This is a genomic window from Kitasatospora sp. NPDC127067, assembly GCF_042724755.1.
Classification (GTDB): Bacteria; Actinomycetota; Actinomycetes; order Streptomycetales; family Streptomycetaceae; genus Kitasatospora; species Kitasatospora lactacystinica.
The window spans coordinates 71,581-98,272 of record NZ_JBHXEM010000011.1; the positions used below are offsets into that span (position 1 = coordinate 71,581).

Consider the following 26,692-nt stretch of genomic DNA (forward strand, 5'->3'; position numbering starts at 1 on the left):
GGGTTTCCTAGGCGGGGAGTTGGGCCTGCGCGGCGGGCCCGTCGGCCCGGTCGCGGACCATCAGGGCGGCGCGCTTGCCGGGCAGGTCGAGTTCGGCGGCGGCTCGGAATCCGGCCCGTTCGAAGGCCCGGACGGACCGCCGGTTGCGGACGTCCGGCTCGGCCACCACCCGTTCGCAGCGCGGATTCCCGCGAAGAATCAATTCTGCGAGGGCGGCGAGGAGGACGGCGCCCAGCCCTCGGCCGCGGCTGGCGGCGGGGCCGAGCAGCAGGTGCACGCCGGTGTCGTGCGGCCGGGCGGGGTAGTGCGCGGCGAGCGGGTCGAGGTCGGCGCGGTAGACCTCCCAGTAGCTCATCGGCTCGCCGTCGAGCAGGCCGAGGCAGGGCAGGCTCCGGCCGTCGCCGTCCTGCTGGGCCCGGACGTGCCGTTCGGTGACCTCCGGCGGCCCGGCGAGCTCCCAGAAGGCGTCGACCTCCGGGTCGTTCATCCAGCCGGTGAGCAGCGCCAGGTCGGCGGGCAGCAGCACCGGGCCGAGCCGGAACTCGCCCGCCGGAGTGGGCACCGGACCGAGCCGGAACTCGCCCGCCGGGGCGGGCACCGGTGCCCGCCCGGGCAGCTCGTACGGCATCAGGCGCCCGCCACCGGGTTGGGGATGTCCACGTACACGGACTGGCTGGCGACCGGGCCGACCAGCTCGTCCATGCCGTTGATCCGGGTGAGCAGGTTGGCCTTGCAGGGCAGCGTGGGCGCGTCCAGCAGCAGGGCGGGGAGCGCCGAGCCGGTGGCGGCGGCCCGCGGACCGGCCAGGAACCGGCGCAGCGCCGCCAGCAGCACCGTTTCGTCGGCGAGCCGCTGGGAGCCGAAGGCGCCGATCAGGCCGAGCACGTGGTTGATGCCGAGGTAGTAGGCGAAGTGGTGGTCGATCACCTCGTCCGGCAGGAAGGTGTCGCTGTCCGTGCCGAGCCCGGGCAGCCGGGCGGCGAGCGCGCCGACGGCGCTCTCCCGGTAGTAGTAGCCCTGGTTGTCGCGGTAGCGGCCGCCGCACGGCCAGCCCTCGGCGTCCAGCAGCACGAGGCTGTTCTGCTGGTGCGCCTCCAGGGCGATGCCGCCCCGGCCGTCCAGCCAGAGGATGGGCAGCACGACCGCGTCCAGGTAGCGCAGGAACCATTCGGCGGCCACCGTCCGCAGCGGGCGGGCGCAGCGCAGGGCCAGCGCCCGCAGGAGGTCGCCGAGCCGGGAGGGCACGGTGTCGCCGCCGCCGAGCGGTTGTTCGGCGACCAGTCCGGCGACGCACAGCGCGCGGTCGGTGGGTGCGAAGGGCTGGGCGCGCAGCACCGTGTCCAGGCCGTTGGGGTCGCCGAGGTCGGGGTGGTCGACGCCGATCCAGGCCGGGTCGCGGACGATGTCGAAGCCGGGGTGGGCGGCCCGCCACTCGGCGGCCAGCCCGCTCTCCAGCAGCCGGTGCATCTCCAGGCCGCGGTGCAGTTCCTTGCGCAGGTTCTCCCGGCGGGAGTTGGTGATCCGCAGGCCGAGCGAGAGCTTGAGCATCCACGGGGTGCCGGGCCGGTAGACGGTGCGCACCGAGGAGGTGGGGTACCAGGGCTCGCCGGCCGGGCCGAGGTCGTGCAGCAGCCCGTCGGCGAGCAGTGCGGCGACGGCCGGGCGGTGGGCGAGTTCGCGGGCCTGCCAGGGGTGCAGCGGGACGGCTGCGGTGCCGGGCGGCAGCGCCGGGCCGCCGTCGAGCAGGCCGGCGGTGAGCTGCTCGGCGCTCTCGGCGACGGCGGAGCCGGCCGCGAGCAGTTCGCGGTCCACCGCGTACCAGTGCAGTTGGAAGGAGCCGTGCAGTTCGGGCGAGTAGGCGGCGCTCTGGGCGGGGCCGAGGCCGTCGCGGCTCTTGGGCGTGGGGTGCAGCGGGTGGCCGAGCAGCAGGGACTGTTCGGCGGCGAGGAAGTGCGAGCGCTCCGGCCCGCCGGGCACGGCGGCGGTGCGGCGGTGGGCGAGGATCTCGGCGGTGCGCACGACCGAGTCGGCGACCCGGCCAGCCAGGTCGGCGACCTGCCCGGGGTCGGGCCGTTCGGCGGCCGCGGCGGCGAGCAGCGCGGCGGCGGTGACGGCGTCCACCGGGGCCTCGGCGCCGCCCTCGCCGACCGCGAGGGTGGCGGGGCCGAAGCGGTGCCAGCCGCCGGGCGACCAGTAGCGGACCGGGGCGGTGAGCCGGGCGGCCCCGCCGAGGACGGCGATCCGCAACCGGCCGTCCGGGCCGGGCCGGGCTCCGGTCTCCCGCGTCCAGCAGCGCAGCAGGGCCTCCAGTCCGGCCTGTTCGGCGGCGACGGCCGGGTCGGGGTGCAGCAGCAGGTCGTGTCCGAAGGCCCGTGCCACGGTGGGCGGCGGTACGGGCGGGGCTCCGGTGAGGGCGGTGCTCAAGGCTGCTCCTTGGGGCGCGTGGGGGTGCGGACGCGCACTGTGGTGGAGGGGATCGGCGGGCACTCGCACCGTCGCGTCAGGTAAGGGTTACCTATCCATGACGGGTGATCACAAGGAGCGCTCACTCGTCCGGGTGAGAATCGGCGATTGTGCACATCCGGGGCCGGATGCCCTGCTGGGCCGGTGCACCGGCCGGGCCCGGATCACGGATCGGTGACCTCCGGCCGGCACCGCAACCCGGGGGGTGGGCAGCGCCGTCCTTCTGGGCGATGGAAGACTCCAGAACGGCGGACCGCCGCACCGCGAACCGGCCGGGTACCCACCGCCCCGGTGTGCGGCCGCCCGCCGCGGCACCGTCCGGCGAGCCGGGACCACCCGGCGACCCGGCACCGCCCAGCACCCACCGCCCGAGCACAGGGGGAAGCGCACAGATGCCAACGATCCACCGGTCAGCCCTGGCCGCCGCCCTGGCCGCGGGCACCCTGCTCGCCGTGAGCGCCTGCGGGCCCGACGGCCCGGCGGGCGGCGGGACCAGCCCCGCGCCGCCGCCCTCCTCCGCGGCGGCCCAGGCCGCGGGCGCGGGCGCGGGCGGGGCGATCGGCGGCATCACCCTCCCGTCCGGGCTGCCGACCAGCCTGCTGGAGGGACTGCCCAGGAGCTGGGACGACCTGAAGAAGTGGAAGTTCGAGGACTGGGACAAGTGGGCGTCCAAGCACGTCTTCAACAACCCGGTGGTGAAGGACTTCTGGGACCCGGACAAGATGGGCGACTCCAAGCCCGCCGAGCCGGCCCCGCCCGCCGCCAAGCCCGCCCCCGCCACCCCCGCGCCGTCCACCGACGACGGCGTGACCGACCCCGAGCCCCCGGTGGTCAAGGCCCTGGCGGTGCCCCGCCCGTACACGAAGCAGCCCTCCGGAAAGGTGTTCTTCTCCGCCCAGGGCGGCCGCGGAAACTGCTCGGCGACGGTGATCACCGACCCGCAGCACCCGGGAAAGAGCAACCTGGTCTGGACGGCCGGCCACTGCGTGCACGAGGGCAAGGGCGGGAACTTCTTCAAGGACCTGGTCTTCGTGCCCGCCTACAACAACTCGGGCGCCTCCAGCGGCGGCAAGCGGGCCCCGCTGTCCGAGCTGGCCCCGCTGGGCACCTGGTGGGCCGACCAGGTCACCGCCTCGCCGCAGTGGATGGTCGAGGGCGGCGGCAGCGGCGACGCCGCCAACCAGTACGACTTCGCGGTGATGCGCGTGCGCAACCAGAACGACACCGGCAAGTCCCTGGAGGAGACGGTCGGTTCGGCCGTTCCGGTCTGGTTCGACGCACCGCGCGACCAGCTCAAGGTCTCGGCCGTCGGCTACCCGCTCGTCAAGCCGTTCGACGGCCAGGAGCTGTACAAGTGCGACGGCGGCAAGCCGACCCGGCTCTCCTTCGACGCCAAGCGCCCGACGATGCTGACCATCGGCTGCACCATGACCCAGGGCGCCAGTGGCGGCGGCTGGTTCGCCACCATGCCCGACGGCAGGACCGCCCTGGTCAGCAACACCTCGATCGGCACCCAGGAGCACACCTCGCTGAGCGGCCCCTACCTGGAGGCGGTCGCCCGGCAGGCACTGGACTGGATCTCCAAGAAGTAGCAGCCGTACGAGGGAAGCAGCCGCCGGCGGGGGCGGTACGGGATCACCAGCACAGCACGGGGGACGAGCCAGCATGCCGACAACCACCAGCCGGCGGCGCCGGGCCGCGACAGCCGGCGCCGCGCTGCTCGCCGCGCTCGCGCTGGGCGCCGCCGGGTGCGGCCCGGACGGCCCGGCCCGGCCCGCCACCGCGCCCCTCGCCCTGCCCCGCTCCGCGCCCACCAGCCTGGGCGACCTGACCGGCTGGAAGGTGGAGGACTGGGACCGCTACGTCGCCGACAGCGCCTTCGCCGGCGACGCGGCGCCCGGCTTCTGGACGGCCGCCCGGATGGACACCGCCAAGCCCCGGCCCACCCCGGAGTACTCCCTGACCGCCCCCGCGGCGGCCGGTGTCGAACAGGACGCCCCGCCGGCCGCCGTCCCGGCCCAGCCGCTGCCGCACCCGTACGCCCAGGCCGGCGCGGTGGTCGGCCGGCTCTTCATGACCACGCCGCAGGGCGACGCGGCCTGCTCCGCCACCGTGGTCTCCGACCCGGTCAACCCCGGCCGCAGCAACCTCGTCTACACCGCCGCGCACTGCCTGCACGACGGCAAGGGCGGCGGCTGGCTGAAGAACCTGGTCTTCGTCCCCGCCTTCAACCGGGACGGCCGGGTGGTCCACGGCAAGCCGAACCCGGACCAGCAGGCCGCCCCGTACGGCCGGTGGACGGCGGTGCGCGCGCTGGTCTCGCCGACCTGGCGCCAGGAGAGCGGCGTCGGTGCCCGCAACCAGTACGACTACGGCGTGCTGCGGGTGCGCGGCGAGGACGGCTCCGGCAGGTCCCTGGAGGAGACGGTCGGCGGCTCGGTGCCGATCTGGTTCAACGCCCCGCGCGAGCAGATCACCGCGGCCGCCGCCTACGGCTACCCGGCCGAGCGGCCGTTCGACGGCCTGGAGCTCGAACACTGCGACTCCCCGGCCGCGCCCGGGCGGCTCTCCTTCGACCGGACCCGCCCGCCGATGTACGTGATCGGCTGCTCCATGACGGCCGGCGCCTCCGGCGGCGGCTGGTTCGTCATCAGGGACGGCAAGCCCAACCTGATCAGCGTCGGCGCGGTCGGCAACCGCAACCCGGCCGGCTACCAGGCCGGGCCCTCCCTGCACGACCAGGCGAAGCAGGCCTTCGACTACTTCGCCAAGAACGTCCGGTAGCCCCTGCGGGGGCACGGGAAGGGCCCCGGGACGGCGAACCGTCCCGGGGCCCTCCGTCGGCTCCGGCCTCAGCCCTGCAGCGCCACCGCGAAGTACTCCAGCTCGGCGGCCAGCTCGGCCTGCACCTTGGCGTGCAGCAGGGTGCCCTCGCCGGTGTGCTCGGCGGAGAGCAGCTCCCCCTCGGCGTGCACCCGGGAGACCAGCGCGCCCTGGGTGTAGGGCACCAGGGCCCGCACCTCGACCGCCGGACGCGGCAGCTCGTCGTCGATGAGCTGCAGCAGCTCCTCGATCCCCGCGCCGCTGCGGGCCGACACCACGATGGCGTGCGGCTCGCGGCGCAGCAGGCGCTGGAGCACGTGCGGGTCGGCGGCGTCCGCCTTGTTGATCACCACGATCTCCGGCACGTTCTGCGCGTCGACCGAGACGATGACCTCGCGGACGGCGGCCAGCTGCGTCTCCGGCTCGGGGTGCGAGCCGTCCACCACGTGCAGGATGAGGTCGGCGTCGGCGACCTCCTCCATGGTCGAGCGGAAGGCCTCGACCAGGTGGTGCGGCAGGTGCCGGACGAAGCCGACGGTGTCCGCCAGGGTGTAGAGCCGCCCGCCGGGGGTCTCGGCCCGGCGCACGGTCGGGTCCAGGGTGGCGAACAGCGAGTTCTCCACCAGGACGCCCGCACCGGTGAGCCGGTTGAGCAGCGAGGACTTGCCGGCGTTGGTGTACCCGGCGATGGCCACGGACGGCACCTGGTGGCGCTTGCGCTCCTGGCGCTTGGTGTCGCGGCCCTTCTTCATGTCGGCGATCTCCTTGCGGAGCTTCGCCATCTTCTCGCGGATCCGGCGCCGGTCGGTCTCGATCTTGGTCTCACCGGGACCACGGGTGGCCATGCCGCCGCCCGAGGTGCCGGAGCCACCGCCACCCATCTGCCGGGACAGCGACTGGCCCCAGCCGCGCAGGCGCGGCAGCATGTACTGCATCTGCGCGAGCGAGACCTGCGCCTTGCCCTCCCGGGACTTGGCGTGCTGGGCGAAGATGTCCAGGATCAGGGCCGTCCGGTCGACGACCTTGACCTTGACCACGTCCTCCAGGTGGATCAGCTGGCCGGGGGTGAGCTCACCGTCGCAGACGACGGTGTCGGCGCCGCTGGCGGCGACGATGTCGCGCAGTTCCTTCGCCTTGCCGGAGCCGATGTAGGTGGCCGCGTCGGGCTTGTCGCGGCGCTGGATGACGCCGTCCAGCACCTGGGAGCCGGCCGTCTCGGCGAGTGCGGCGAGCTCGGCCATCGAGTTCTCCGCCTCCTCCAGCGTGCCGTCCGTCCAGACGCCGACGAGCACCACGCGCTCCAGGCGGAGCTGGCGGTACTCGACCTCGGTGACGTCTTCGAGTTCGGTGGAGAGGCCGGCGACACGGCGCAGGGCGGCTCGCTCGCTGCGGTCGTACTGGTCGCCGTCGTAGTGGTGGCCGAGGTCCTCGTCGATGGCCGCGAGGTCCTCGTCCATGAGGGCTTCCGCCCGCAGACCGTCGAGGCGGCGCGGAGCGTCGGCGTGGTCGCGGGTGTCGAACGTGGAGGTCATTCTGTCCTTTGGCTCGCTGGTACGGGTGGCCTTCGGGGACCGCTGCCGCGGTCCCGTACGGAGTCTGCCCAGCTGCCGCCCCGGTTACCGTCCGGGCGGGGGTGAGCTGCCCCTCGGGTCCTCGGGTGAGACCCGGGCTCCTGTGCCCGGACAACGCTGTGGACCGGCCGTGAATTCCCCATGATGGTCGCACGCCCGGCGCGGGCCGGTCATCCCCATTTCCGCGGGCCGGTCATCCCGATTTCCCGCGGGCCGCCGGGCCGAGCGGCCGCTCCCCCGGCTCCCGGCCGCCGTCCGGGGCCTGCGGGCGGCTCACGTCGTACACCCCGGAGACCTTGAGCATCGCCCGCATCAGCCGCGGCAGGGCGGCCGGCTCGGGCAGTTCGACGGTGTAGGTGTGCCGGACCCGGGACTCCTGCGGCGGCTCGACCTCGGCCGAGACGATGCCGACGCCGGCGCCGGCTCCGGAGATCGCGGCGGTGAGGTCGGCGAGCAGCCGGGGCCGGTTCAGCGCCTCGGCCCGCAGGGTGACCCGGTGCCCGGTCGCCGGGGCGTCCTCCGGTCGCCAGCGGACCTCCAGCTCGGCCCGCCCGTCCGCGCGCATCCGCTCCCCCGCCGGGCAGCCGGTGCGGTGCACCGCGACCGCGCCGCCGCGGATCGGGTAGCCGGCCACCTCGTCCGGCGGCACCGGGGTGCAGCAGCGCGCCAGCCGGACCGGCGCCCCGGGCCGCCCGGCCACCACGACCGGGGCGGCCCGCCGCTCGGCGGTCGGGCGCCCTGGCGGGGCGGGCTGGCCGCCGGTCGGGCCGGTGCGGACCACCGGCTGCCGGGCCGGGTGGTCGGCCAGCCAGCGCTCGATGGCCAGCCGGGCGCCCGGGGTGCGGGCGTGCGCCAGCCACTCGGGGGCGGGGCCGGAGGGCTGGCCGCCGCCGGCCGGGAGGGATTCGGTGAGCACCGCGATCTGGTCGCCGTCCTCCAGCACGGTGGACAGGGCGGTGAGCCGCCCGTTGACCCGCACCCCGATACATCGGTGGCCGGTCTCCTCGCCGAGCAGGTAGGCCGCGTCCACGCAGGTGGCGCCGGCCCTCAGCTGAAGCGTTTCGCCGCTCTCCGTCACCACGGTGATCTCGCGGTCGCCGGCCAGGTCGGCGGTGAGCGCGGACCAGAAGGCGTCCGGATCGGGCGTCTCCTGCTGCCACTCCAGCAGCCGGCTGAGCCAGCCCGGGCGGGCCGGGTCGGTGCGGTCCAGCTCGTCGGCGTCCTGCACGGCGCCGGCCGGGGACGGGTCCCCGAGCGCGACCACCCCGGTCTCGGCCACCTCGTGCATCCGCCGGGTGCGGACCAGCACCTCGACCACCGCGCCGCCGCTGAGCGCCACGGCGGTGTGCAGCGACTGGTAGAGGTTGAACTTGGGCGCGGCCACGAAGTCCTTGAACTCCCCGGGCAGCGGCGTCCAGCAGGTGTGCAGCTCGCCGAGCACGGCGTAGCAGTCGGCGTTCTCCTCGACCACCACCAGCAGCCGCCCGAAGTCGGCCGGCCGCGGCCCCTGCGGCCGGCCGTCCGGCCCGGGCACGGCGGCCCGGCGGAGCAGCACCCGGTGCAGCGAGACGCAGTGCCGGGGGCGGACGGTCACCTCGGCGGTCACCCCGGCCTCGGCCAGTTGGCGGGCCAGCTGCCGGGCGAAGGGCTCCAGCAGGGTGTCCGGCTCGGCCTCGTGACCGGTCATCAGGGCGCGGGTGCGGGCGTGTTCCTCGGGGTGCAGGGTGGCGAAGACGATGTCCTCCAGCTCCGCCTTGAGCACCTGGATGCCGAGCCGCTCGGCCAGCGGGATCAGCACGTCCCGGGTGACCTTGGCGATCCGCACCTGGCTGGCCGGCTTCATGTGCCGGATGGTGCGCATGTTGTGCAGCCGGTCGGCCAGCTTGATCACCATCACCCGGACGTCGTCCCCGGTGGCGACCAGCATCTTGCGGAAGGTCTCGGCCTCGGCGGCGGCGCCGAAGTCGACCTTCTCCAGCTTCGTCACCCCGTCGACCAGGTAGGCGACTTCGGGCCCGAATCCGGCGCCCACCTGGTCCAGCGTCAACTCGGTGTCCTCGACCGTGTCGTGGAGCAGCGAGGCGACCAGGGTCGTCGTCCCGGCGCCGAGTTGGGCCAGGATCATGGTCACGGCCAGCGGGTGGGTGATGTACGGCTCGCCGCTCTTGCGCTTCTGGCCGCGGTGGCTGGCCTCGGCGAGCCGGTACGCCCGGGCGAGCAGGCCGAGGTCGGCCTGCGGGTGGTGCCGGCGGTGGACCTGGACGAGCGGCTCCAGGGCGTCCGGCACCGGCGGCCGGCCCGTGGCCAGTAACGCGGCCCGCCCGGCCCGGCCGAGAGCGGCCCGGCCGAGCTCTCCGAGGGGCCGCCTGGCCCCGGCCTGCCGTACGGTCGTCGGCTGCCCCGTCAGGGACTGCCCGGCTTCGATGGTCATCGGCACCTCCGGCAACGGTCGCCGGGCGCCGCCCCGTCCGAGGGGGTGATCTCGACACCCCTCCCCATGGGGTGATCGACCCGGTGGTCCATGCTACCGAGCAGAGCACGTTCCGCGACGCCCTGATTCCCGTCCGCGACCGGTATCACCCGATCGGGGGGATTCGTCACCACACGAATTGGGCAAACCGGGCCGCAGGCCTCAGCGCACCGACTCCCACCAGCGCCCGTCCAGCCGCCCCTCGGCCACGATCACCGCCGGCCCGGTCATCTCCACCCGGCCGTCCGGGTGCTCGGTGATGACCAGTCGCCCGCCCAGCACGTCCACGGTGTACGCGACCGACTCGCCGGTGACCGCCGGGTCGGCGCCGTCCCGGCGGATGGCCGCCACCGCCACCGCGCAGGCGCCGGTGCCGCAGGAGCGGGTCTCGCCCGAGCCGCGCTCGTGCACCCGCATCGCGACGTGCCGCGGCCCGCGGTCCACCACGAACTCGACGTTGACGCCCTCCGGGTAGGCGCTCGCGGGGCTGGTGAGCGGTGCGGCGAACAGGTCGCCGGCGTGGTCCAGGCTCTCCACGAAGGCCACCGCGTGCGGGTTGCCCATGTTGACGTTCAGGGCCGGCCAGCGCCGCTCGCCGACCGCGACCTCGATGCCGTCCGGCCCGGGCAGCCGGGCCCGGCCCATGTCGATGGTGACGTCGCCGGGCGTGCCGTCCTCGGCGGCCTCGGCGACCTTCGCGGTGAGCACCCCGGAACGGGTGGCGACGGCCAGCTCGCCCGGCTCGGCCAGGCCGGCCTCGACCAGGAAGCGGGCGAAGACCCGCAGGCCGTTGCCGCACATCTCGGCGACGCTGCCGTCGGAGTTGCGGTAGTCCATGAACCACTCGGCCCGGTCGGCCATCGCCGCGGCCGCCGGGTCGGCGGCGGCGCGCACCACGCGCAGCAGCCCGTCCCCGCCGAGGCCGGCCCGCCGGTCGCACAGCGCGGCGACGGTCTCGGGACCGATCTCCAGCGCGCCGTCCGGGTCCGGGACGATGACGAAGTCGTTCTGGGTGCCGTGCCCCTTGAAGAAGGGGATGCCGCCCTGCTGGGGAGAGGATGCGCTCACCCCTCCGATGGTACTGAGCGGCGACCAGCCCGCTCGGGGCGGGAGGCTCCCGGAGCTGGAGGCGCCCGGGGCGGAGGTGCTCCGGGCGGGCGGCGCTCAGCGCAGGTAGGCGACCCGCCAGACCGCGAGCGCGCAGGCGGCCAGCGCGATCAGGGTGTAGACCACGATCGCCTTCCAGCCGGCCCGCTGCCCGGAACCCCGCCGCGGCAGCCCCGGCCACTTGTAGCCGGCGTGCCGGGCGGCCATCGCGCCCCAGCCCATCGAGGCGGCGGTGAACAGCAGCCCGAGCATCCCGACCATGGTGGCGCGCGCCCCGGCCGAGCCGAAGGCGAGCGGGAAGGCGAACATCAGCGAGCCGAGGGTGCCCAGCAGGGCGATCGGCAGCGTCTGCCACCAGCGCAGCCGGCGCAGCGGACGGATCTCCCGTTCGTGCACCGCGGCGTCGGGCGGCGTGCGGGTGTCCAGGGCGGGCACCGCGGCCGCGTAGGAGGTCGGCGCCTCCAGTCCGGTCAGCACGGGGAGGTCACCCATCGTCGACTCGTCGAACTCCTCGGCCGGCGCGGTGACACTTCCGCCCTGGCCGGATTCGGGGCCGGTACCCGTCGACACACGGCCTCCCCTGACAGTTCGACACGAGCGGACTCGCGGCCGGGCACGGTCGGCCCGTTCGGCCGACCCCTACGGCATCGATGATGGCATGTCCAGAGAGGCGTTCCGGGCCTGACCGGGGTCGACGGGTGATCCGTGGCCATCACGTGATCGGGCCGTGACCGCCGGTTCGTCCTGCACGGTCGCCTGCGCGCGCAGGTGCACCGCCGGATTGGCCAAAAACCCGTCCTGTACGGCCGGAACCGCCTGACGGCCGATCAGTTCGAGGGATCGTTCCAGCAGCTCGACGGGGTCGGTGCCGGCCGGCCGGGAGAGCCATTCGATGCGGTCGTCGCGGCGGAACCAGGACTCCTGACGCCGGGCGAAGCGCTTGGTCGCCCGGACGGTCTCGGCCCGGGCCTCGTCCTCGGTGCACTCGCCGGCGAAGTGGTCGAGCACCTGCTGGTAGCCGAGCGCCCGGGAGGCGGTCCTGCCCTCGCGCAGCCCGGCCCTCTCCAGCTCCCGCACCTCGTCCAGCAGTCCGTCCTCCCACATCCGGTCGACCCGCAGCGCGATCCGCTCGTCCAGCTCCGGGCGCGGCACGGCGACGCCGATCTGCACCGCCTCGTACACGGCGGTGTTGCTCGGCAGGTTGGCGGTGAACGGCTGCCCGGTGATCTCGATGACCTCCAGGGCGCGGACGATCCGCCGGCCGTTGCTGACGAGGATCGCCTCGGCGGCCGCCGGGTCCAGCTCGGCCAGCCGCCCGTGCAGCGCGTACGGGCCGACCAGCTCCAGCTCGGCCTCCAGCCGGGCCCGCACCTCCGGGTCGGTGCCCGGGAACTCCATCTCGTCGATCGCCGCCCGGACGTACAGCCCGGAGCCGCCGACCAGGACGGGCGTGCGGCCGGCCGCGAGCAGCCGGTCGATCTCGGCCCGGGCCAGCCGCTGGTACTCGGCGACGCTGGCGGCCTCGGTGACGTCCCAGACGTCCAGCAGGTGGTGCGGCACTCCCCCGCGCTCGGCCGTGGTGAGCTTGGCGGTGCCGATGTCCATGCCCCGGTACAGCTGCATCGAGTCGGTGTTGATCACCTCGCCGTCGAGGCTGCGGGCGATGGCGACGGCCAGGTCGGACTTGCCGGCGGCGGTCGCGCCGACGACGCAGACCACACGGGGAGGGGCGACATGCGGGGTACGGGAGCTGCTCACCGTTCCAGTCTCCCAAAACCGCCGGGCCACCGGGGACCGGGCTGCCGCCCGCCCGCGACTGCGCGACGATATGACTGTTTCCCGGACATTTTCCGGCCGTTTCCCCGGTTGGGCCCGGTTTGCGAACGCTTTGCCCGGCCCGCTCGTTGTGCGGGGAACAGCGGATGAAGGAGATCGTCATGGGCCTGATGGACAACCTCAAGGGCAAGGCCGAGGAGCTCAAGGGCAAGGCCGGCGAGTTCGCGGGCAAGCACAGCGACCAGATCGAGAAGGCCGTGGACAAGGCCGGCGGGGCCATCGACAAGGCGACCAAGGGCAAGTACAGCGACAAGATCGAGCACGGCGCCGAGAAGGCCAAGGACGCGGTCGGCGACTTCGCCCAGAAGCCGAAGCCGGGCGACGAGGGGCAGCCCCCGCGGTCCTGACCCCGCGGTTCCGGTCCCGGCCGGTCCGGCGGCCCCGACCGGGAGCCCCGACGGCCGGGAGTCCCGGTCCGGCGGCCCCGGCCGGCTAGGACCAGGACGCCACGAAGTACCCGACCCCGTACGGCGCCTCCTGGTGGCCCAGCCGCCCGGTGAGGCCGGCGCCCTCCGCGGCGCCGGCCAGCACCTGCCAGGGCGCCCGGCCGTCGGCCTTGAGCTCGGCGGCCAGACCCGGGTCCAGCGCGGCCAGGGCGGGCAGGTCGGCCGAGCCCAGGGCGGCGGCCAGGGCGGTGTCGAAGCCCTCGGCCCGCTCGTCCAGGTATCCGGGCGCCTTCACCGAGCGGCAGGCGCTGCCGTCGCCGAGCACCAGCAGGGCGACCCGCTCGGCCAGGCCGGCCAGGCCCTGGCCGAGGCCGAGCATCCGGTCGGCGGGGGCGTCGGCGGGCACCGCGCAGGCGTGCGTCGGCAGGGTCACCCCGGCGCGCTCCAGCAGCCAGGCGCCGACGGTCAGCGAGGGGGCCAGCTCCGGCCCCTCGACCCGGTCGCCGGGCAGCTTGACGACCAGCGGAACCCCGTAGCGGCGGAAGGAGCCGGCTCCGCCCTCGGTCCAGACCTCGGCCGTCGGCCCGGTGCCGACCACCACGACCAGCTGCGGCCCGGCCGCGACCAGCGCCGCCAGCGCCTCGTCGCAGGCCGTGCGCAGGGCGTCCAGCTCGGGCGCGGCCCCGGCGGCGACCTCGGGGACGAGCAGCGGCGGACAGGGGCACACGGCGGCGGCTACCAGCATGTGGATCACTCTAGCCAAGAAGCCGGGCGGCCCGGCCGGAGCCGAAGCTCCCGCCGGGCCGCCCGGAACACCGGCGGGTCAGTCGCCGCAGCAGGCCCCGCCCGCCGGCGCGGCCAGCGGCAGCTCGGCCGGGGCGCCGATCTTCGGCAGGCCGAGCATCACTCCGGCCGGCTTGGCGGCGGGCGCGCCCTGGCGCTTCTCCCAGGCGTCGCCGGCGCGGGTGCGGCGCACCGCGAGCGCCGGGCCCTCGGCGAGCAGGTGGTGCGGGGCGGCGTAGGTGATCTCGACGGTCACCACGTCGCCGGGGCGCACCGGCTCGTCCGGCTTCGTGAAGTGCACCAGCCGGTTGTCGGGGGCGCGTCCGGAGAGCCGCCGGGTCTGATCGTCCTTCTTGCCCTCGCCCTCGGCGACCAGGATGTCCAGGGTGCGGCCGACCTGCTTCTTGTTCTCCTCCCAGGAGATCTCCTCCTGGAGGGCGATCAGCCGGTCGTAGCGGGCCTGGACGACCTCCTTCGGCACCTGGTCCGCCATGTCCGCGGCGGGGGTGCCGGGGCGCTTGGAGTACTGGAAGGTGAAGGCGTTGGTGAAGCGGGCCTCGCGGACGGTGTGCATCGTCTCCTCGAAGTCCTCCTCCGTCTCGCCGGGGAAGCCCACGATGATGTCGGTGGAGATCGCCGCGTCCGGCATCGCCTCGCGGACCTTGCGGATGATCCCGAGGAAACGGTCCTGCCGGTAGGAGCGGCGCATCGCCTTGAGGACGCGGTCCGAGCCGGACTGCAGCGGCATGTGCAGCTGGTGCATCACGCTCGGGGTCTCGGCCATCGCGGCGATCACGTCGTCGGTGAAGTCGCGGGGGTGCGGCGAGGTGAAGCGGATCCGCTCCAGGCCCTCGATCTGCCCGGCGGCGCGCAGCAGCTTGGAGAAGGCCTCGCGGTCGCCCAGGTCGGAGCCGTAGGCGTTGACGTTCTGGCCGAGCAGGGTCACCTCGATGACGCCCTCGTCCACCAGCGCCTCGATCTCGGCGAGGACGTCGCCGGGGCGGCGGTCCTCCTCCTTGCCGCGCAGCGCGGGGACGATGCAGAAGGTGCAGGTGTTGTTGCAGCCGACCGAGATGGCGACCCAGGCGGCGTACGCGGACTCGCGGCGGGTCGGCAGGGTGGAGGGGAAGGTCTCCAGCGACTCCAGGATCTCGACCTGGGCCCTGCGCTCGACCGCGGCCCGCTCCAGCAGCGCCGGCAGGTGGCCGATGTTGTGGGTGCCGAAGACCACGTCGACCCAGGGGGCGCGCTTGACGATGCTCTCGCGGTCCTTCTGGGCCAGGCAGCCGCCGACGGCGATCTGCATGCCCTTGTGACGGGTCTTGACCGGCGCGAGCTGGCCGAGGTTGCCGTACAGCTTGTTGTCGGCGTTCTCGCGCACCGCGCAGGTGTTGAACACCACCAGGTCCGGGTCGCCCTCGGGCCCGGCCTTGACGTACCCCGCGTCCTCCAGCAGGCCGGACAGCCGCTCGGAGTCGTGGACGTTCATCTGACAGCCGTGCGTGACGACCTTGTAGCTCTTCAATCCGCTCTCACCGCTCACCAGACCAGGGTACGGGCAGCGGCGAAGGGCTTTTCCCTGAGCTTCCACCACCCGTTCCACTCCCGTTCGGCCGGAGCGCCTGGCAGTATCCCTGCATGACCCCCACCACTGCGTCCCGTCTCGGCGCCGCCGTCCGCACCGCGGCCCGGAGCCCGCTGTGGCGCACGGTGCTGGTGGTGGTACTGCTGGTGGCCGGGTTCGGCGGCTGGTGGCTGTCGGCGGGCCGCTCGCCCGGATACCCGCGCGGCGAGGTCCGCTTCGCCACCGGGGTGCAGCGCGGCGTCTACGACCGGTACGGGCAGCTGCTCCAGGCCCACGTCTCCCGGGCCATGCCCGGGGTGCGGCTGGCCCTGGACAACTCCGAGGGCTCGATCGACAACCTCACCCGGGTGATCAGAGGCCGGGACGCCTTCGCGATAGCCACCGCCGACGCGGTCGCCGACTACCAGGGCCAGGGCAAGGAGAAGCTGCGGGCCATCGCCCGGCTGTACGACGACTACCTGCAGCTGATCGTCCCGGCCTCCTCCCCGGTGCGCCGCACCGCCGACCTCAAGGGCCTGCGGGTCGGCGTCGGCCTGCCGCAGTCCGGGGTGAACCTGGTGACCAAGCGGCTGCTGGGCGCGGCCGGCCTGGACCCGGACCACGACATCGTCCCGGTGCCGAAGGGGATCGGCGAGGCCGCCGACGACCTGCGCGCGGGCAGGCTGGACGCCTTCTTCTGGTCCGGCGGCCTGCCCACCAGCGCGCTCACCGACCTCTCCGACCACTTCCCGATCCGTGTCGTGCCGCTGAGCGACCTCGCCGAGGCCCTGCACAAGGCCGAGGGCGGCGGCACCGACGCCTACCGGGCGGCCACCATGCCCAAGGGGACGTACCCGAACGCCGAGCCCAAGGACGCCGTCGCCACGGTGGCCGTGCCCAACCTGCTGATCACCCTGGACGACGCGGACCCGCGCCTGGTCGAGGGGATGACCCGCGCGGTGATCGACAGCCGGGACCAGATCGGCGCCCAGGTGCACGCGGCCCAGCTGGTCGACCTGCGCACCGCCGTCTACACCGACCCGCTCCCGCTGCACACCGGCGCGGCCCGCTACTACCGCTCGGTGAAGCCGTAGGGCGCGGCCGCCGCCCGGTGAAGCCGTAGGGCGTAGGGCCTGCCCCGGCGCTACTTCTCCGGCCGGGGCACCGCGAGCGTCACCGCGAGCCCGGTCGGCCTGACCGGCGCGAAGCCGAGCGTGCCGCCGCCGGCCGCCAGCAGGGTGCGGGCGATGGACAGCCCGAGCCCCGAACCGTCCACGTTCTGGTGCCGCGTGCTGCGCCAGAACCGGTCCCCGGCCCGGGACAGCTCGTCCTCGGTGAGACCGGGCCCGGCGTCGGTGACGGTCACCGCGACCTCGTCCCGGCGCACCGCCACCCGCAGCCGCACCTCGCTGCCGGCCGGGCTGAACTTGAGCGCGTTGTCCACCACGGCGTCCAGGGCCGAGCCGAAGCCGATCGGGTCGGCCATCCCGATCGCCAGCGCCGGGCCGTCCCAGCGCAGCCCGATCCCGCGCTGCTCGGCCACCGGCCGCCAGGCGTCCACCCGGGACAGGGTGAGTTCGGCGAGGTCGGTGCGCTCCGGTTCGGGGCGGGCGTGCTCGGCGGTGGCCAGGCCGAGCAGGTCGTCCAGCACCCGGGCCAGCCGGGCGCCTTCCTCCCGTACGCCGCTGAGCTCCTCCTCGTGGCCCTCGGGCAGTTCCAGGCCGAGCAGCTCGACCCGCAGCAGCAGCGCCGACAGCGGGTTGCGCAGCTGGTGGGAGGCGTCCGCGACGAAGGCCTTCTGCTGGTCCATGGCGAGCACCACGTGGTCCGCCATCTCGTTGAACGACCGGGCCAGCCGCTGGAGTTCGGGCGGTCCGCCGCCCGGGGCGACCCGGGCGGCCATCCGGCCGGTGGCAATGTCGTGGGTGGCCCGGTCCAGGGTGCGCACCGGGCGCAGCACCCACTCGGTGAGCCGGACGGCGAGCAGCACGGCGACGATCATCGCGGCGGCCTCGCCCGTGCCGATCACCAGCCACTTGTGCACCACCCGGGTGCGCAGCGCCTCGGCCGGGGATTCGCTGAGCACCACCGCGACCACGTCGCCGTCGCGCACCACGGGGGCGGCGACGGTGATCGTCCGGTCCGGCGTCCACGGCCAGACCTGCGGCGGGTTGTGGCTGCGCCGCCCGTCCAGCGCCTCCTGGAAGGCCTGGGCGCCCCAGCCCCCGGAGGGCACCCGCCAGTCGTCCGGGGCGACGGCGAGCGGAACGCCGTCGCGCTGGAAGATGCCCAGGCGCACGCCGTACAGGTCGTGGTAGCGGCGGACCTCGGCCTCGATCGCGCGCTGCCGGCTGCCGTCGCCCGGGGCGGGTTCCGGGTCGCCCTTGCGGGCGGAGTCGGCGGCGCCGGAGGTGGGCAGGTCCTGGGCGAGGCGGGCGGCGTCGTCGAGCCGGTCGACGACCACCTTGGTCTGTTCGGCCGCCGCGACCGCCGCCGCGAGCGGCAGCCCCAGGGCGGCCAGGACGCAGAGCATGAGGGCGATCAGGATGCCGAGCAGGCGGGTGCGCACGTGCGGTCAGTGCTCCGCGGGGGCGCTCGGGGCCGGTTCGGCCGCGGCGGGCGTCGGGCAGTCGGGGATCAGCCGGTAGCCGACCCCGCGCACGGCCTCGACCAGGCCGGGCAGCGCCAGCTTGTTGCGCAGCGAGCCGATGTGCACCTCCAGGGTGCGCCCGTTGCCCTCCCAGCCGCTGCGCCAGACCTCGCTGAAGATCTGCTCGCGCCGGTAGACGACGCCGGGGCTCTGCGCGAGCAGCGCGAGCAGGTCGAACTCCTTGCGGGTGAGCGGCACGTCGCGGCCGTCCACGCTGACCCGGCGGCGCTCCCGGTCGATCCGGATGCCGCGGGACTCCAGCGGGCCGCGCTGCTGCGGCACGGTGTCGGGCGCGGGCACCGCCACCGCGGCGGGGGCGGCGCCGCGGCGGGCCACGGCGTGGATGCGGGCGAGCAGCTCGCCCATGTCGTACGGCTTGGTGACGTAGTCGTCGGCGCCCAGGTTGAGGCCGTGGATCCGGGAGCGGACGTCGGCACGGGCGGTGACCATGATCACCGGCACGCCGCTGCCGGCCCTGATCCGGCTGCACACCTCGAAGCCGTCGCGGTCGGGCAGTCCGAGGTCGAGCAGCACCACGCGGTACGGCTCGTTGCCGTCCGGCACCAGGGCGTCCAGCGCCTCGTGCCCGCTGCGGGCGTGCCGGACCTGGAAGCCGTGCCGGCCCAGCACCGCGACCAGCGCGGCGGCCACGCGTTCGTCGTCCTCGACGAGCAGCAGTCGCATCCTGTCCTCCTCCTTCCCCCACGTGATCACCGATGATCACCGGGCCGATCGTTCAGGTCCCGGTCCTGCGCAGTATGGGCCAGTGAACGGCCCGGCGCCAGGTTCGACCGCGCACCGGGCCCGGGGGGAACGGGGAGCACCGGAGCGGATTCCCGCTGTGACATGCCCCGTCGGCGCCCGCGCGAACAGCGTGCGAGCGCCGTGTGGCCGTTTCGTGATCCTCAAGTTCCGCTCAGATCGGCTGACGGCGCGCGGTCATGGCTCCTAAGGTCGGCCCACCGGGGGCCGCGGCTCCGCCGGCCTCGGCCCCCGGATCCGTACCACCATTGTCTGTCAAGGGAGTTGAGACTTCTCGGACAGGCGTGATTCGACGACAGAGGGAGCAGGCGCGATGACCGAGAGCCCGGTCGAGGACTCCACCCCCGCAGCCGCCCCACTGGTCGTGCTGAGCAACGTCAACAAGCACTACGGTGCGCTGCACGTCCTGCAGGACATCGACCTCCGGATCGCCCAGGGCGAGGTGGTCGTGCTGATCGGCCCGTCCGGCTCGGGCAAGTCGACGCTCTGCCGGACGATCAACCGGCTGGAGACGATCGACTCCGGCGCGATCACGATCGACGGCCGGCCGCTGCCCGACGAGGGCAAGGAACTGGCCCGGCTGCGCGCCGAGGTCGGCATGGTGTTCCAGAGCTTCAACCTGTTCGCGCACAAGACCGTGCTGGAGAACGTGGTCATCGGCCAGGTGAAGGTGCGCAAGGTGCCCCGCCCGCAGGCCGAGAAGACCGCCCGGGAGCTGCTGGAGCGGGTCGGCGTCGGCGCGCAGGCGGACAAGTTCCCGGCCCAGCTCTCCGGCGGCCAGCAGCAGCGCGTGGCGATCGCCCGCGCGCTGGCGATGAAGCCCAAGGTGATGCTCTTCGACGAGCCCACCTCGGCGCTGGACCCGGAGATGGTCAACGAGGTGCTGGAGGTCATGCGCCAGCTCGCCGCGGACGGCATGACGATGGTCGTGGTCACCCACGAGATGGGCTTCGCCCGCTCCGCCGCCAACCGGGTCCTGTTCATGGCCGACGGGAAGATCGTCGAGCAGAACACCCCGGACGCGTTCTTCACCGCGCCGCGCTCCGAGCGCGCCAAGGACTTCCTCTCGAAGATCCTCCACCACTGACGCTTCGAGACCGGCGGGACCGCCCCCGGCCGCAGTGCCGGCCGGCCCCGCCCGTGCACGCCTTCCAGACGCCAGAGCCCGGTTGACACCGCGGCCCAGCCCCAGGAGAACCCTCATGAGGACGTCCCGCACCCTCGCCGTCGCGCTCTGTGCCGTCGCGCTCACCGCCACCGCCGCCTGCGGCAAGGACGGCACCCCCGGCGCCACCGCCGCGAGCAGCGGCGCCGGCGCCCCGAAGCTGCCGAGCTACACGGTCAAGACCGACGTCAAGGTGGACTCCGCGGTCCTCGCCGAGGCCAAGAAGCGCGGCCAGCTGATCATCGGCGCCAAGGCCGACCAGCCGAACCTCGGCTGGGAGGACGTCGCCAGCGGCGACCGCAGCGGCTTCGACATCGAGATCGCCAAGATGATCGCCGCCGACCTCGGCTTCACCCCGCAGCAGATCAAGTGGCAGACCCTGGTCTCCTCGCAGCGCGAGCCGGCCATCGCCAAGGGCCAGATCGACTTCTACGTCGGCACCTACAGCATCAACGACGAGCGCAAGAAGAGCGTCTCCTTCGCCGGCCCGTACTACATCGCCGGCCAGGACCTGCTGGTGAAGGCCGACAACACCACGATCACCGGCCCGGAGAGCACCGGCGGCAAGAACGTCTGCACCGCCACCGGCTCGACCTCGATCAAGAACATCCAGCAGTACAACCCGAAGGTCACCCAGTTCGACACCTACTCGGCCTGCGTCGAGAAGCTGCTGTCCGGCGAGGTCGACGCGGTCACCACCGACGACGCGATCCTCAAGGGCTACGCCTCCAAGTACAGCCCCAAGCTCAAGGTGGTCGGCAAGCCGTTCACCAAGGAGAACTACGGCGTCGGCCTCAACAAGGACGACAAGGCGCTGCGCGACGCGATCAGCGACGCCCTCAAGGCCCACGAGGACAACGGCGACTGGAAGAAGGCCTACGACGCGACCCTGGGCGCCTCCGGCTCCCCGGCGCCGGACGTCCCGGCCCTCGAGCGCTACTGATCCGCCCGCCGTACGTCGACTCCCGACCATGAACTGAGAGGAGGGCCGCCGGATGGGGTTCCTGTTCGAGGACGACAACTTCGCGTTGTTCCGCGACGGCTTCCTACAGACGATCGAGGTGAGCGCGCTCAGCGCTCTTCTCGCCCTGCTGCTGGGCACCCTGCTGGCGGCCTTCCGGGTCTCCCCGGTGCCGGTCCTGCGCGCCTTCGGCACCGCCTGGGTGACGCTCTTCCGCAACACCCCGCTGACCCTGCTGTTCTTCGCCGTCACCTTCGGCCTGCCGCCGCTGGGCGTGCACTTCAGCCACCTGGCGTTCGCGGTGCTGGCGCTCGGCGGGTACACCGCCTCGTTCGTCTGCGAGGTCATCCGCTCCGGCATCAACACCGTGCCGCTGGGCCAGGCGGAGGCCGCCCGCAGCCTGGGCATGACCTTCGGCCAGACCCTCACCCTGGTCGTCCTGCCGCAGGCCGCCCGGACCGTCCTGGGCCCGATGAGCAGCGTGTTCATCGCCCTGCCCAGGAACTCGGCGATCGCCGGCGCGTTCAGCGTCCCCGAGCTGTACAGCGCCCAGCAGACCTTCTCCGAGCGCGGCTACTCGATCTTCGCCATCTTCTTCTGGGTGGCCTGCGCCTACCTGCTGATCAGCGCCACGGTCGCCACGTTCTTCCGCTTCCTGGAATCCCGACTGGCGGTGGCCCGATGAGTGAGCGCAGCGAGCGAACGATCAAGTGGTGCGCGTGGGCGAAGGCCCCTGCCGAGCGCAGCGAGGTGGGCGCATGAGCGTTCTGAACCGTCAGGCGTCGGCGAGTGTCCTCTACGACACCCCCGGCCCGAAGGCCCGTACCCGGTACCGCATGTTCGGTGTCCTCTCGGTGCTCGGCATCGCCGGTCTCCTCTGGTACGTCTTCAGCGCGCTGAACGACAACGGCCAGTTCGACGCCGGCCTCTGGGACGCCTTCCAGTACACCTTCGTCCAGCAACAGATCGTGGACGGCCTGCTGTCCACCCTGGAGGCCTTCGGGCTCGCGGCAGCCTTCTCGCTCACTCTGGGCGCGCTGCTGGCGGCCGGTCAGCTCTCCGACCACCGGCCGGTCCGCTGGTTCTGCACGGCCTTCACCCAGTTCTTCCGGGCGATGCCGCTGCTGATCCTGATCGTCGGGCTCTACTACGCCTTCTTCGCCCAGCAGCCGATGTGGGCGCTGGTGCTCGGCCTCAGCCTCTACAACGGGGCGGTCCAGGCCGAGATCATCCGCAGCGGCGTCAACGCCGTCCCGCGCGGCCAGGGCGAGGCGGCGTACGGGCTCGGCATGCGCAAGACCCAGGTGATGATGTCGATCCTGGTGCCGCAGGCCGTCCGCTCGATGCTGCCCTCGATGATCGGCCAGCTGGTCGTCACCCTCAAGGACACCTCGCTCGGCTTCGTCATCACCTACAGCGAACTGTTGTTCATGGGCAAGAAGATCGCCAGCCAGCCGATCAACGCCGCGGGCTTCCCCTACATCCCCGTGGTGCTCGTGATCGGCCCGATCTACATCGTGATGTGCCTTCTGTTGACCGCGCTCGCACGCTGGATCGAAGCACGTGGCCGTCGCGGCGCGAACCGGCGCACTTCAGCTTCTGCTTGACGGACACGCAGGTGAACTGTTGCATTGCTCTTCGTGACACCTCCCGGGAGCATCCACGCGGCATATGCGGCAGCGGTAACTGACGCCGGCCGATCGGCCGGTTCGCGCCCGGAGGTTTCCTCATGGACCCGGTGATCGTGGTCGGGGCCGGACCGGTCGGTCTGGCCCTGGCCCTCGCCCTGGCCCGGCACGAGGTACCCACCGTCGTCCTGGACGAGGGCTCCGGACTCTGTCCCGAGGGCCCGCGCAGCCTCGTGCTCGGCGCCGACACCGCCGCCTTCCTGACCCGGATCGGCTACCCGCGGGCCGCCTCGGACTCCGCGCTGTGGGACTCCTTCGCCGTCTGGCGCCGCCGCCAGGAGGTGCTGCGGATCGACCTCACCGATTCGCCCACCTACCACCTGCCCCAGCACCGCCTCCAGCGCGGGCTGCGCGACGCCCTCACCGGCACCCCGCTGATCAAGCTGGTCCCGCTCAACCGGGTCGTCGAACTCGAACAGGACCGGGACGGCGTCAGCATCCGCACCACGGGCACCCAGGACGGCTCCACCACCTGGTGGCGCGGCAGCCACCTGGTCGGCTGCGACGGCGCCAGATCCACCGTCCGCAAGCTCCTGAAGATCCGTTTCCCCGGCCGCCCGGCGGTCGACCGCAACGCCATCGCCACCGTCCGGGTCGACCTGCCCTTCGACGGCGCCCGCTTGCACCGCGAGCCCCCGTGGCGGGGCGACCGCGAGGCCTCCGCCCGTCCGCTGCCGGACGGCGTCTGGCGGCTCGACTGGCGACTGCCCCCCGGCCGGCCCGCCGCCACCGAGACGGTCGACCCGCACGCCACCTGGCCCGGCATCGTCACCGGCGACACCCTGCTCACCCGGGTCACCTCCACCCTCACCGGCTGGTGCGGCGAGCTGCCCCGCTTCGAACTGCTGGCCGCCGCCGACCACACCGCCCAGCAGCGGCTCGCCGCCCGCTTCCGGATCGGCCGCTGCTTCCTGGCCGGCGACGCCGCCCACCTGCACGGCGCGCTCGGCATGCAGAACCTCCCGGACGGGCTGCGCGACGCCGACAACCTCGCCTGGCGGCTGGCCCTCGCCTGGCACCTCCACTCCGGCGGCCCGCAGCCCGGCGGATCGCTGCTGGACGGCTACGAGGCCGAGCGGCGCGGTGCGGTCGGCGCCCGGCTGCGCGCGGTCGACCAGTCCATGCCGCTGCTGCGCCCGCTGCGCGGCTGGCAGCAGACCCGGCGCTCGCTGCTGGTCGGCGGCTTCCGCAAGCACGCCCCGCTGCTCGCCGACGGCCAGCTCGGCACCGGCCGGTTCGGCGGCGCTCCCGCCTACCCGGCGGCGCCCTCCGGCGTTCCCGGCCGGGTCCCGGTGCAGCGCGGCGCGCGCGGCACCACCTCGCTCAGCGAGCTGCTGCCCGCCACCGCCCCCGGGGTGCTCGTCCCGGACCTGCCGGTGCTCGCCGACGACGGCACTCCCGACCACCTGCACGCCCGGCTCGGCACCACCTTCCTGCTGCTGCTGGTCGCCCCCGGCACCGCCGTCTGGTCGTCCGAGCACTGGCTCGGCGCCGGCCTGATGCCCCGCCTCGCCGAGGTCGCCGCCGCGCTGCCCGTCCCCGCCGAGGTGCTGGTCACCGAGGACTACCCGGGCGCCGGCCCGCACTCCGTCCTGCTGATCCGCCCGGACGGCCACCTCGTCGGCGTCACCCAGGGCGCCGTCGCCGAGGACCTCCTCGCCCTCGCCGACCGCGCCCGCGGCGGCCCGGCCACGCTCACCCCGGCCCCCGACCCGGCCGAGCAGTCCGAGCCCCGCGAGGTGGACTCCCCGAGCCAGGGCGTGTCCTGACAGGTCCTGGCGGGTCCTGGCGGGACGGCCCGGCAGGTCCTTGCAGGTCTGGCAGGTCTGGCAGGTCTCCTGGCGGGGCGTCCTAGCCGGCCACCGCCGTGGCCCGGCTCTCGCGGACCACCGTCACCCGGATCCGGCCCGGGTAGGTCAGCTCGGTGGAGAACTGGCGGGCGACCTCACGGGCGATCAGCTCCGCGCCCAGGTCGTCCACCGCGTCCGGGCGGACCATCACCCGGACCTCGCGGCCGGCCTGCATCGCGTACACCTCGGCCACGCCCTGGTGCGAGCGCGCGATCTCCTCCAGCCGCGCCAGCCGCCGCACGTACAGCTCCAGCGACTCCTTGCGGGCGCCCGGCCGACCGCCCGAGCAGCCGTCCGCGGCCTGGGTCAGCACGGCCGTCACCGTCCGGGGATCGACCTCGTTGTGGTGGGCGGCGATCGCGTGCACCACCTCGGGGGACTCGCCGTACCGCCGGGCGAGCTCCGCGCCCACCGCCGCGTGGCTGCCCTCCGACTCATGGGTGAGCGCCTTGCCGATGTCGTGCAGCAGCGCCGCGCGCCGCACCGGCTCCGGGTCCACCCCGAGCTCCGCGGCCATCATCCCGGCCAGGTGCGCGGACTCCAGCAGGTGCCCGAGCACGTTCTGCCCGTACGACGCCCGGTAGCGCAACGAGCCCAGGGTGCGGACGAGTTCGGGGTGCATCGCACCGACCCGGGCGTCCAGCAGGGCGTCCTCGCCGGCCCGGACGCAGCGCTGCCCGACCTCCTCGCGGCTGCGCTCGTGCAGGTGCTCGATCCGGGTCGGGTGGATCCGGCCGTCCTCGACCAGCTGCTCCAGGGTGAGCCGGGCGGTCTCCCGGCGGACCGGGTCGAAGCAGGACAGCTGCACCGACTCGGGGGTGTCGTCGACGATCAGGTTCACGCCGGTGACCGCCTCGAAGGCCCGGATGTTGCGGCCCTCCCGACCGATGATCCGGCCCTTGATGTCCTCGTTCGGCAGCGGCAGGACGGTGACGGCGCTCTCCATCGTCTGCTCCGTCGCCAGCCGCTGGATCGCCCCGGCGACGATGTCCCGGGCCCGGCGCTCACCCTCCTCCTTGGCCTCGCGCTCGATCTCCCGGACGGTAACTGCGGCCTCCCGCCGGACCGACTCCTCGGCCTCCCGCAGGAGTTCGGCGCGGGCCTGCTCGGCGGAGAGCCCGGCGGCCCGCTCCAGCGCCGCCACCCGGCGGGCGACCAGCGCCTCGGACTCGCTCCGGGACCGCTCCAACTCGGTCGAGCGCTCCGCCAGTTCGTCCTCGCGGCGGCGCAGCCTGCGCAGCTCCTCGGCCATGTCCTGCTCGCGCCGGGCGAGTTCGGCCCGCTGCCCGGCGCTCTGCTCCTCGGCCCGCCGACGGGCCCGCTCGGCCTCGGCCAGCGCGCTGTGCCGGGCCGCCCGGAGCCGCCTGATCACCAGCCCGGCGGCCACCGCGAACACCAGCAGCAGGAACGCGGCCGATCCGGCGACCGCCACCAGCGAGCCGCCCGGGCCGGTGCCCGCCGAGATCCCCATGTGCCGCCCACTCCCCCGTCGCCGCGCGGGCCGCCGTACGGAGGCGCCCCGGGAACTGATGGCGAGGCTAGGTGGGGGTCATGAAAGGGTCAAGGGTTGACCTGGTTCACTCCAGGACGCCTACAGAACTGCCACTACTCCCGACCCGACAGTTCACTCTGCTCCTCCTCCAGCGCACTGCGCACCACCCGGAACGCCAGTCCCTCGGAGTAGCCGCGCCGGGCCAGCATCCCGACCAGCCGCCGGGTGCGCACCTGTGCGTCCAGCCCTCGGGTGGAGCGCAGCCTGCGCTCCACCAACGCCCGGGCCGCGTCCGTCTCGTCGTCGTGGTCGACCTGGGCGACGGCCTGCTCGACCAGGTCGGCGGCGACGCCCTTGGTGCGCAGCTCCTGGGTCAGCGCCCGCCGGGACAGGCCCCGGACGGCGTGCCGGGACTCCACCCAGGCCGCGGCGAAGGCCGCGTCGTCGATCAGCCCGACCTCTTCGAGCCGGGTGAGCACCTCGTCGGCGACCTCGTCCGGGATCTCCCGCTTGCGCAGGGCGTCGGCGAGCTGCTTGCGGGTCTTGGCGGCGCCGGTCAGCAGCCGCAGGCAGATGTCCCGCGCGCGGGTCTCCGGATCGACCGACTCCTCGGCCTGCTTCCGGGAGGCGCGGCCGGTGCCCTCCTCCCCGGACGGCCCGGCCGCGGAACGGCCCCGACGGGCGCCGCGACGGGAGGCCGAGGCGGCCGCACCCCCGTGACCGGCCGCCTCGCCTCCGCCCCGGCCGCTCTCCGCGGCCGCCGGTGCCGAAGCGGGCCCCGCCGCTTCGAGTTCCTCGGCCTCCAGGGCCGAGCGCCGCCGTCGGCGGCCGGTGGGCAGCTCGGAGGCGGAGACCAGGCCGAGCGCCTCGACCGATGCTTCCGCCGGCTCCGGCCCGGGCGCCGCGCCGGGCACCGCCCGGTCCGGAGCCAGGTCGAACTCCGGCTCGGGGCCGGATGCCCACCGCGTGGTGGAGCGGCGGTCGCGCCGGGAGGGCCGCCGCCCGGGCCTCTCGGTCGCCGGCTCCGGTTCCTCCGCGACCGCGGCGAACCAGTCCGGCGGGCCGTAGTCGTCGTCCTCCGGGCCCGCCGGGCCGCCGCCCACCGTGTCGTACTGCGTCAA

21 protein-coding genes and 1 pseudogene are annotated in these 26,692 nt (G+C 74.1%); 9 read left to right on the forward strand and 13 right to left on the reverse strand.

Annotated elements, in window-relative coordinates; all coding sequences use genetic code 11:
• Positions 1 to 7: 7 nt before the first annotated feature.
• Both ACFWJ4_RS07150 and ACFWJ4_RS07155 read right to left on the reverse strand, forming a co-directional pair.
• Positions 8 to 736 (reverse strand): GNAT family N-acetyltransferase, encoded by a 729-nt coding sequence (locus tag ACFWJ4_RS07150; RefSeq protein ID WP_380540247.1) that lies wholly within the window; start codon positions 734 to 736, stop codon positions 8 to 10.
• Positions 628 to 2,487, reverse strand: a complete 1,860-nt coding sequence (locus ACFWJ4_RS07155; RefSeq protein WP_380540161.1) for an IucA/IucC family protein — start codon at positions 2,485 to 2,487, stop codon at positions 628 to 630. Before ACFWJ4_RS07155 ends, ACFWJ4_RS07150 begins: the two co-directional genes overlap by 109 nt.
• 368 nt (positions 2,488 to 2,855) lie before the next feature.
• Here ACFWJ4_RS07155 and ACFWJ4_RS07160 point away from each other — a divergent pair, with 368 nt between their 5' ends.
• On the forward strand, positions 2,856 to 4,055 hold the full coding sequence (locus ACFWJ4_RS07160; RefSeq protein ID WP_380540163.1) for a trypsin-like serine peptidase: 1,200 nt from the start codon (positions 2,856 to 2,858) through the stop codon (positions 4,053 to 4,055).
• Positions 4,056 to 4,128: 73 nt separating this feature from the next.
• Positions 4,129 to 5,247, forward strand: a complete 1,119-nt coding sequence (locus ACFWJ4_RS07165) for a trypsin-like serine peptidase (RefSeq protein ID WP_380540165.1) — start codon at positions 4,129 to 4,131, stop codon at positions 5,245 to 5,247.
• Positions 5,248 to 5,315: 68 nt separating this feature from the next.
• On the opposite strand, the gene hflX is transcribed toward ACFWJ4_RS07165, so the two are convergent.
• From hflX to miaA, 5 genes and pseudogenes are all read right to left on the reverse strand, one after another.
• On the reverse strand, positions 5,316 to 6,818 hold the full coding sequence (gene hflX / locus ACFWJ4_RS07170) for a GTPase HflX (protein ID WP_380540167.1): 1,503 nt from the start codon (positions 6,816 to 6,818) through the stop codon (positions 5,316 to 5,318).
• Positions 6,819 to 7,050: 232 nt separating this feature from the next.
• Complete coding sequence (locus ACFWJ4_RS07175) at positions 7,051 to 9,288, reverse strand: RelA/SpoT family protein (protein ID WP_380540170.1); 2,238 nt, start codon at positions 9,286 to 9,288, stop codon at positions 7,051 to 7,053.
• 201 nt (positions 9,289 to 9,489) lie between these two features.
• Complete coding sequence (gene dapF / locus ACFWJ4_RS07180) at positions 9,490 to 10,395, reverse strand: diaminopimelate epimerase (protein WP_380352600.1); 906 nt, start codon at positions 10,393 to 10,395, stop codon at positions 9,490 to 9,492.
• Positions 10,396 to 10,491: 96 nt separating this feature from the next.
• Positions 10,492 to 11,004, reverse strand: a complete 513-nt coding sequence (locus ACFWJ4_RS07185) for a hypothetical protein (protein WP_359907080.1) — start codon at positions 11,002 to 11,004, stop codon at positions 10,492 to 10,494.
• Positions 11,005 to 11,253: 249 nt separating this feature from the next.
• Positions 11,254 to 12,192 (reverse strand): annotated as a pseudogene (gene miaA / locus ACFWJ4_RS07190) (tRNA (adenosine(37)-N6)-dimethylallyltransferase MiaA); the annotation flags it as partial.
• Between the two features lie 164 nt (positions 12,193 to 12,356).
• Between miaA and ACFWJ4_RS07195 the strand changes: the two are divergent.
• Complete coding sequence (locus ACFWJ4_RS07195; protein ID WP_359907083.1) at positions 12,357 to 12,617, forward strand: antitoxin; 261 nt, start codon at positions 12,357 to 12,359, stop codon at positions 12,615 to 12,617.
• Positions 12,618 to 12,702: 85 nt separating this feature from the next.
• On the opposite strand, the gene ACFWJ4_RS07200 is transcribed toward ACFWJ4_RS07195, so the two are convergent.
• Complete coding sequence (locus ACFWJ4_RS07200) at positions 12,703 to 13,401, reverse strand: class III extradiol dioxygenase subunit B-like domain-containing protein (protein WP_380540173.1); 699 nt, start codon at positions 13,399 to 13,401, stop codon at positions 12,703 to 12,705.
• Positions 13,402 to 13,479: 78 nt separating this feature from the next.
• Complete coding sequence (gene miaB, locus ACFWJ4_RS07205) at positions 13,480 to 14,982, reverse strand: tRNA (N6-isopentenyl adenosine(37)-C2)-methylthiotransferase MiaB (RefSeq protein WP_380540176.1); 1,503 nt, start codon at positions 14,980 to 14,982, stop codon at positions 13,480 to 13,482.
• Between the two features lie 95 nt (positions 14,983 to 15,077).
• Between miaB and ACFWJ4_RS07210 the strand changes: the two genes are divergently transcribed.
• A complete protein-coding gene (locus tag ACFWJ4_RS07210) occupies positions 15,078 to 16,097 on the forward strand; it encodes a TAXI family TRAP transporter solute-binding subunit (RefSeq protein WP_380540179.1) in 1,020 nt (339 codons plus the stop codon).
• Positions 16,098 to 16,147: 50 nt separating this feature from the next.
• On the opposite strand, the gene ACFWJ4_RS07215 is transcribed toward ACFWJ4_RS07210, so the two are convergent.
• Positions 16,148 to 17,572: a sensor histidine kinase gene (locus ACFWJ4_RS07215; protein WP_380540182.1), complete on the reverse strand. Its 1,425-nt coding sequence runs from the start codon at positions 17,570 to 17,572 to the stop codon at positions 16,148 to 16,150.
• A 6-nt stretch (positions 17,573 to 17,578) separates the two neighbouring features.
• A complete protein-coding gene (locus tag ACFWJ4_RS07220) occupies positions 17,579 to 18,337 on the reverse strand; it encodes a response regulator transcription factor (protein WP_380540185.1) in 759 nt (252 codons plus the stop codon).
• Positions 18,338 to 18,728: 391 nt separating this feature from the next.
• Between ACFWJ4_RS07220 and ACFWJ4_RS07225 the strand changes: the two genes are divergently transcribed.
• The 5 genes from ACFWJ4_RS07225 (at position 18,729) to ACFWJ4_RS07245 (ending at position 23,998) form a co-directional block, all read left to right on the forward strand.
• Complete coding sequence (locus ACFWJ4_RS07225; RefSeq protein WP_359907100.1) at positions 18,729 to 19,502, forward strand: amino acid ABC transporter ATP-binding protein; 774 nt, start codon at positions 18,729 to 18,731, stop codon at positions 19,500 to 19,502.
• Positions 19,503 to 19,617: 115 nt separating this feature from the next.
• Positions 19,618 to 20,523 carry a glutamate ABC transporter substrate-binding protein gene (locus ACFWJ4_RS07230; RefSeq protein ID WP_359907103.1) on the forward strand — a complete coding sequence of 302 codons (906 nt, stop codon included), beginning with the start codon at positions 19,618 to 19,620 and terminating at the stop codon, positions 20,521 to 20,523.
• 52 nt (positions 20,524 to 20,575) lie between these two features.
• Entirely contained in the window at positions 20,576 to 21,226 is a 651-nt protein-coding gene (locus tag ACFWJ4_RS07235; RefSeq protein WP_359907105.1) for an amino acid ABC transporter permease, read from the forward strand.
• Positions 21,227 to 21,299: 73 nt separating this feature from the next.
• A complete protein-coding gene (locus ACFWJ4_RS07240; RefSeq protein ID WP_380540188.1) occupies positions 21,300 to 22,148 on the forward strand; it encodes an amino acid ABC transporter permease in 849 nt (282 codons plus the stop codon).
• 122 nt (positions 22,149 to 22,270) lie between these two features.
• Positions 22,271 to 23,998: an FAD-dependent monooxygenase gene (locus tag ACFWJ4_RS07245; RefSeq protein WP_380540191.1), complete on the forward strand. Its 1,728-nt coding sequence runs from the start codon at positions 22,271 to 22,273 to the stop codon at positions 23,996 to 23,998.
• 82 nt (positions 23,999 to 24,080) lie between these two features.
• On the opposite strand, the gene rny is transcribed toward ACFWJ4_RS07245, so the two are convergent.
• Together rny and recX are read right to left on the reverse strand one after the other, a co-directional pair.
• Positions 24,081 to 25,550 (reverse strand): ribonuclease Y, encoded by a 1,470-nt coding sequence (gene rny / locus ACFWJ4_RS07250; RefSeq protein ID WP_359907114.1) that lies wholly within the window; start codon positions 25,548 to 25,550, stop codon positions 24,081 to 24,083.
• A gap of 134 nt (positions 25,551 to 25,684) precedes the next feature.
• Positions 25,685 to 26,692: a recombination regulator RecX gene (recX, locus tag ACFWJ4_RS07255; protein WP_380540194.1), complete on the reverse strand. Its 1,008-nt coding sequence runs from the start codon at positions 26,690 to 26,692 to the stop codon at positions 25,685 to 25,687.

Excerpts from the sequence above, each read along its gene's own strand:
- rny (WP_359907114.1), bottom strand. The coding sequence starts at position 25,550 with ATGGGGATCTCGGCGGGCACCGGCCCGGGCGGCTCGCTGGTGGCGGTC.
- ACFWJ4_RS07165 (WP_380540165.1), top strand. The coding sequence starts at position 4,129 with ATGCCGACAACCACCAGCCGGCGGCGCCGGGCCGCGACAGCCGGCGCC.
- ACFWJ4_RS07195 (WP_359907083.1), top strand. The coding sequence starts at position 12,357 with ATGAAGGAGATCGTCATGGGCCTGATGGACAACCTCAAGGGCAAGGCC.
- ACFWJ4_RS07225 (WP_359907100.1), top strand. The coding sequence starts at position 18,729 with ATGACCGAGAGCCCGGTCGAGGACTCCACCCCCGCAGCCGCCCCACTG.
- ACFWJ4_RS07245 (WP_380540191.1), top strand. The coding sequence starts at position 22,271 with ATGGACCCGGTGATCGTGGTCGGGGCCGGACCGGTCGGTCTGGCCCTG.
- ACFWJ4_RS07230 (WP_359907103.1), top strand. The coding sequence starts at position 19,618 with ATGAGGACGTCCCGCACCCTCGCCGTCGCGCTCTGTGCCGTCGCGCTC.
- ACFWJ4_RS07175 (WP_380540170.1), bottom strand. The coding sequence starts at position 9,288 with ATGACCATCGAAGCCGGGCAGTCCCTGACGGGGCAGCCGACGACCGTA.
- ACFWJ4_RS07200 (WP_380540173.1), bottom strand. The coding sequence starts at position 13,401 with ATGCTGGTAGCCGCCGCCGTGTGCCCCTGTCCGCCGCTGCTCGTCCCC.
- ACFWJ4_RS07160 (WP_380540163.1), top strand. The coding sequence starts at position 2,856 with ATGCCAACGATCCACCGGTCAGCCCTGGCCGCCGCCCTGGCCGCGGGC.
- ACFWJ4_RS07240 (WP_380540188.1), top strand. The coding sequence starts at position 21,300 with ATGAGCGTTCTGAACCGTCAGGCGTCGGCGAGTGTCCTCTACGACACC.
- ACFWJ4_RS07235 (WP_359907105.1), top strand. The coding sequence starts at position 20,576 with ATGGGGTTCCTGTTCGAGGACGACAACTTCGCGTTGTTCCGCGACGGC.
- hflX (WP_380540167.1), bottom strand. The coding sequence starts at position 6,818 with ATGACCTCCACGTTCGACACCCGCGACCACGCCGACGCTCCGCGCCGC.
- ACFWJ4_RS07220 (WP_380540185.1), bottom strand. The coding sequence starts at position 18,337 with ATGCGACTGCTGCTCGTCGAGGACGACGAACGCGTGGCCGCCGCGCTG.
- ACFWJ4_RS07210 (WP_380540179.1), top strand. The coding sequence starts at position 15,078 with ATGACCCCCACCACTGCGTCCCGTCTCGGCGCCGCCGTCCGCACCGCG.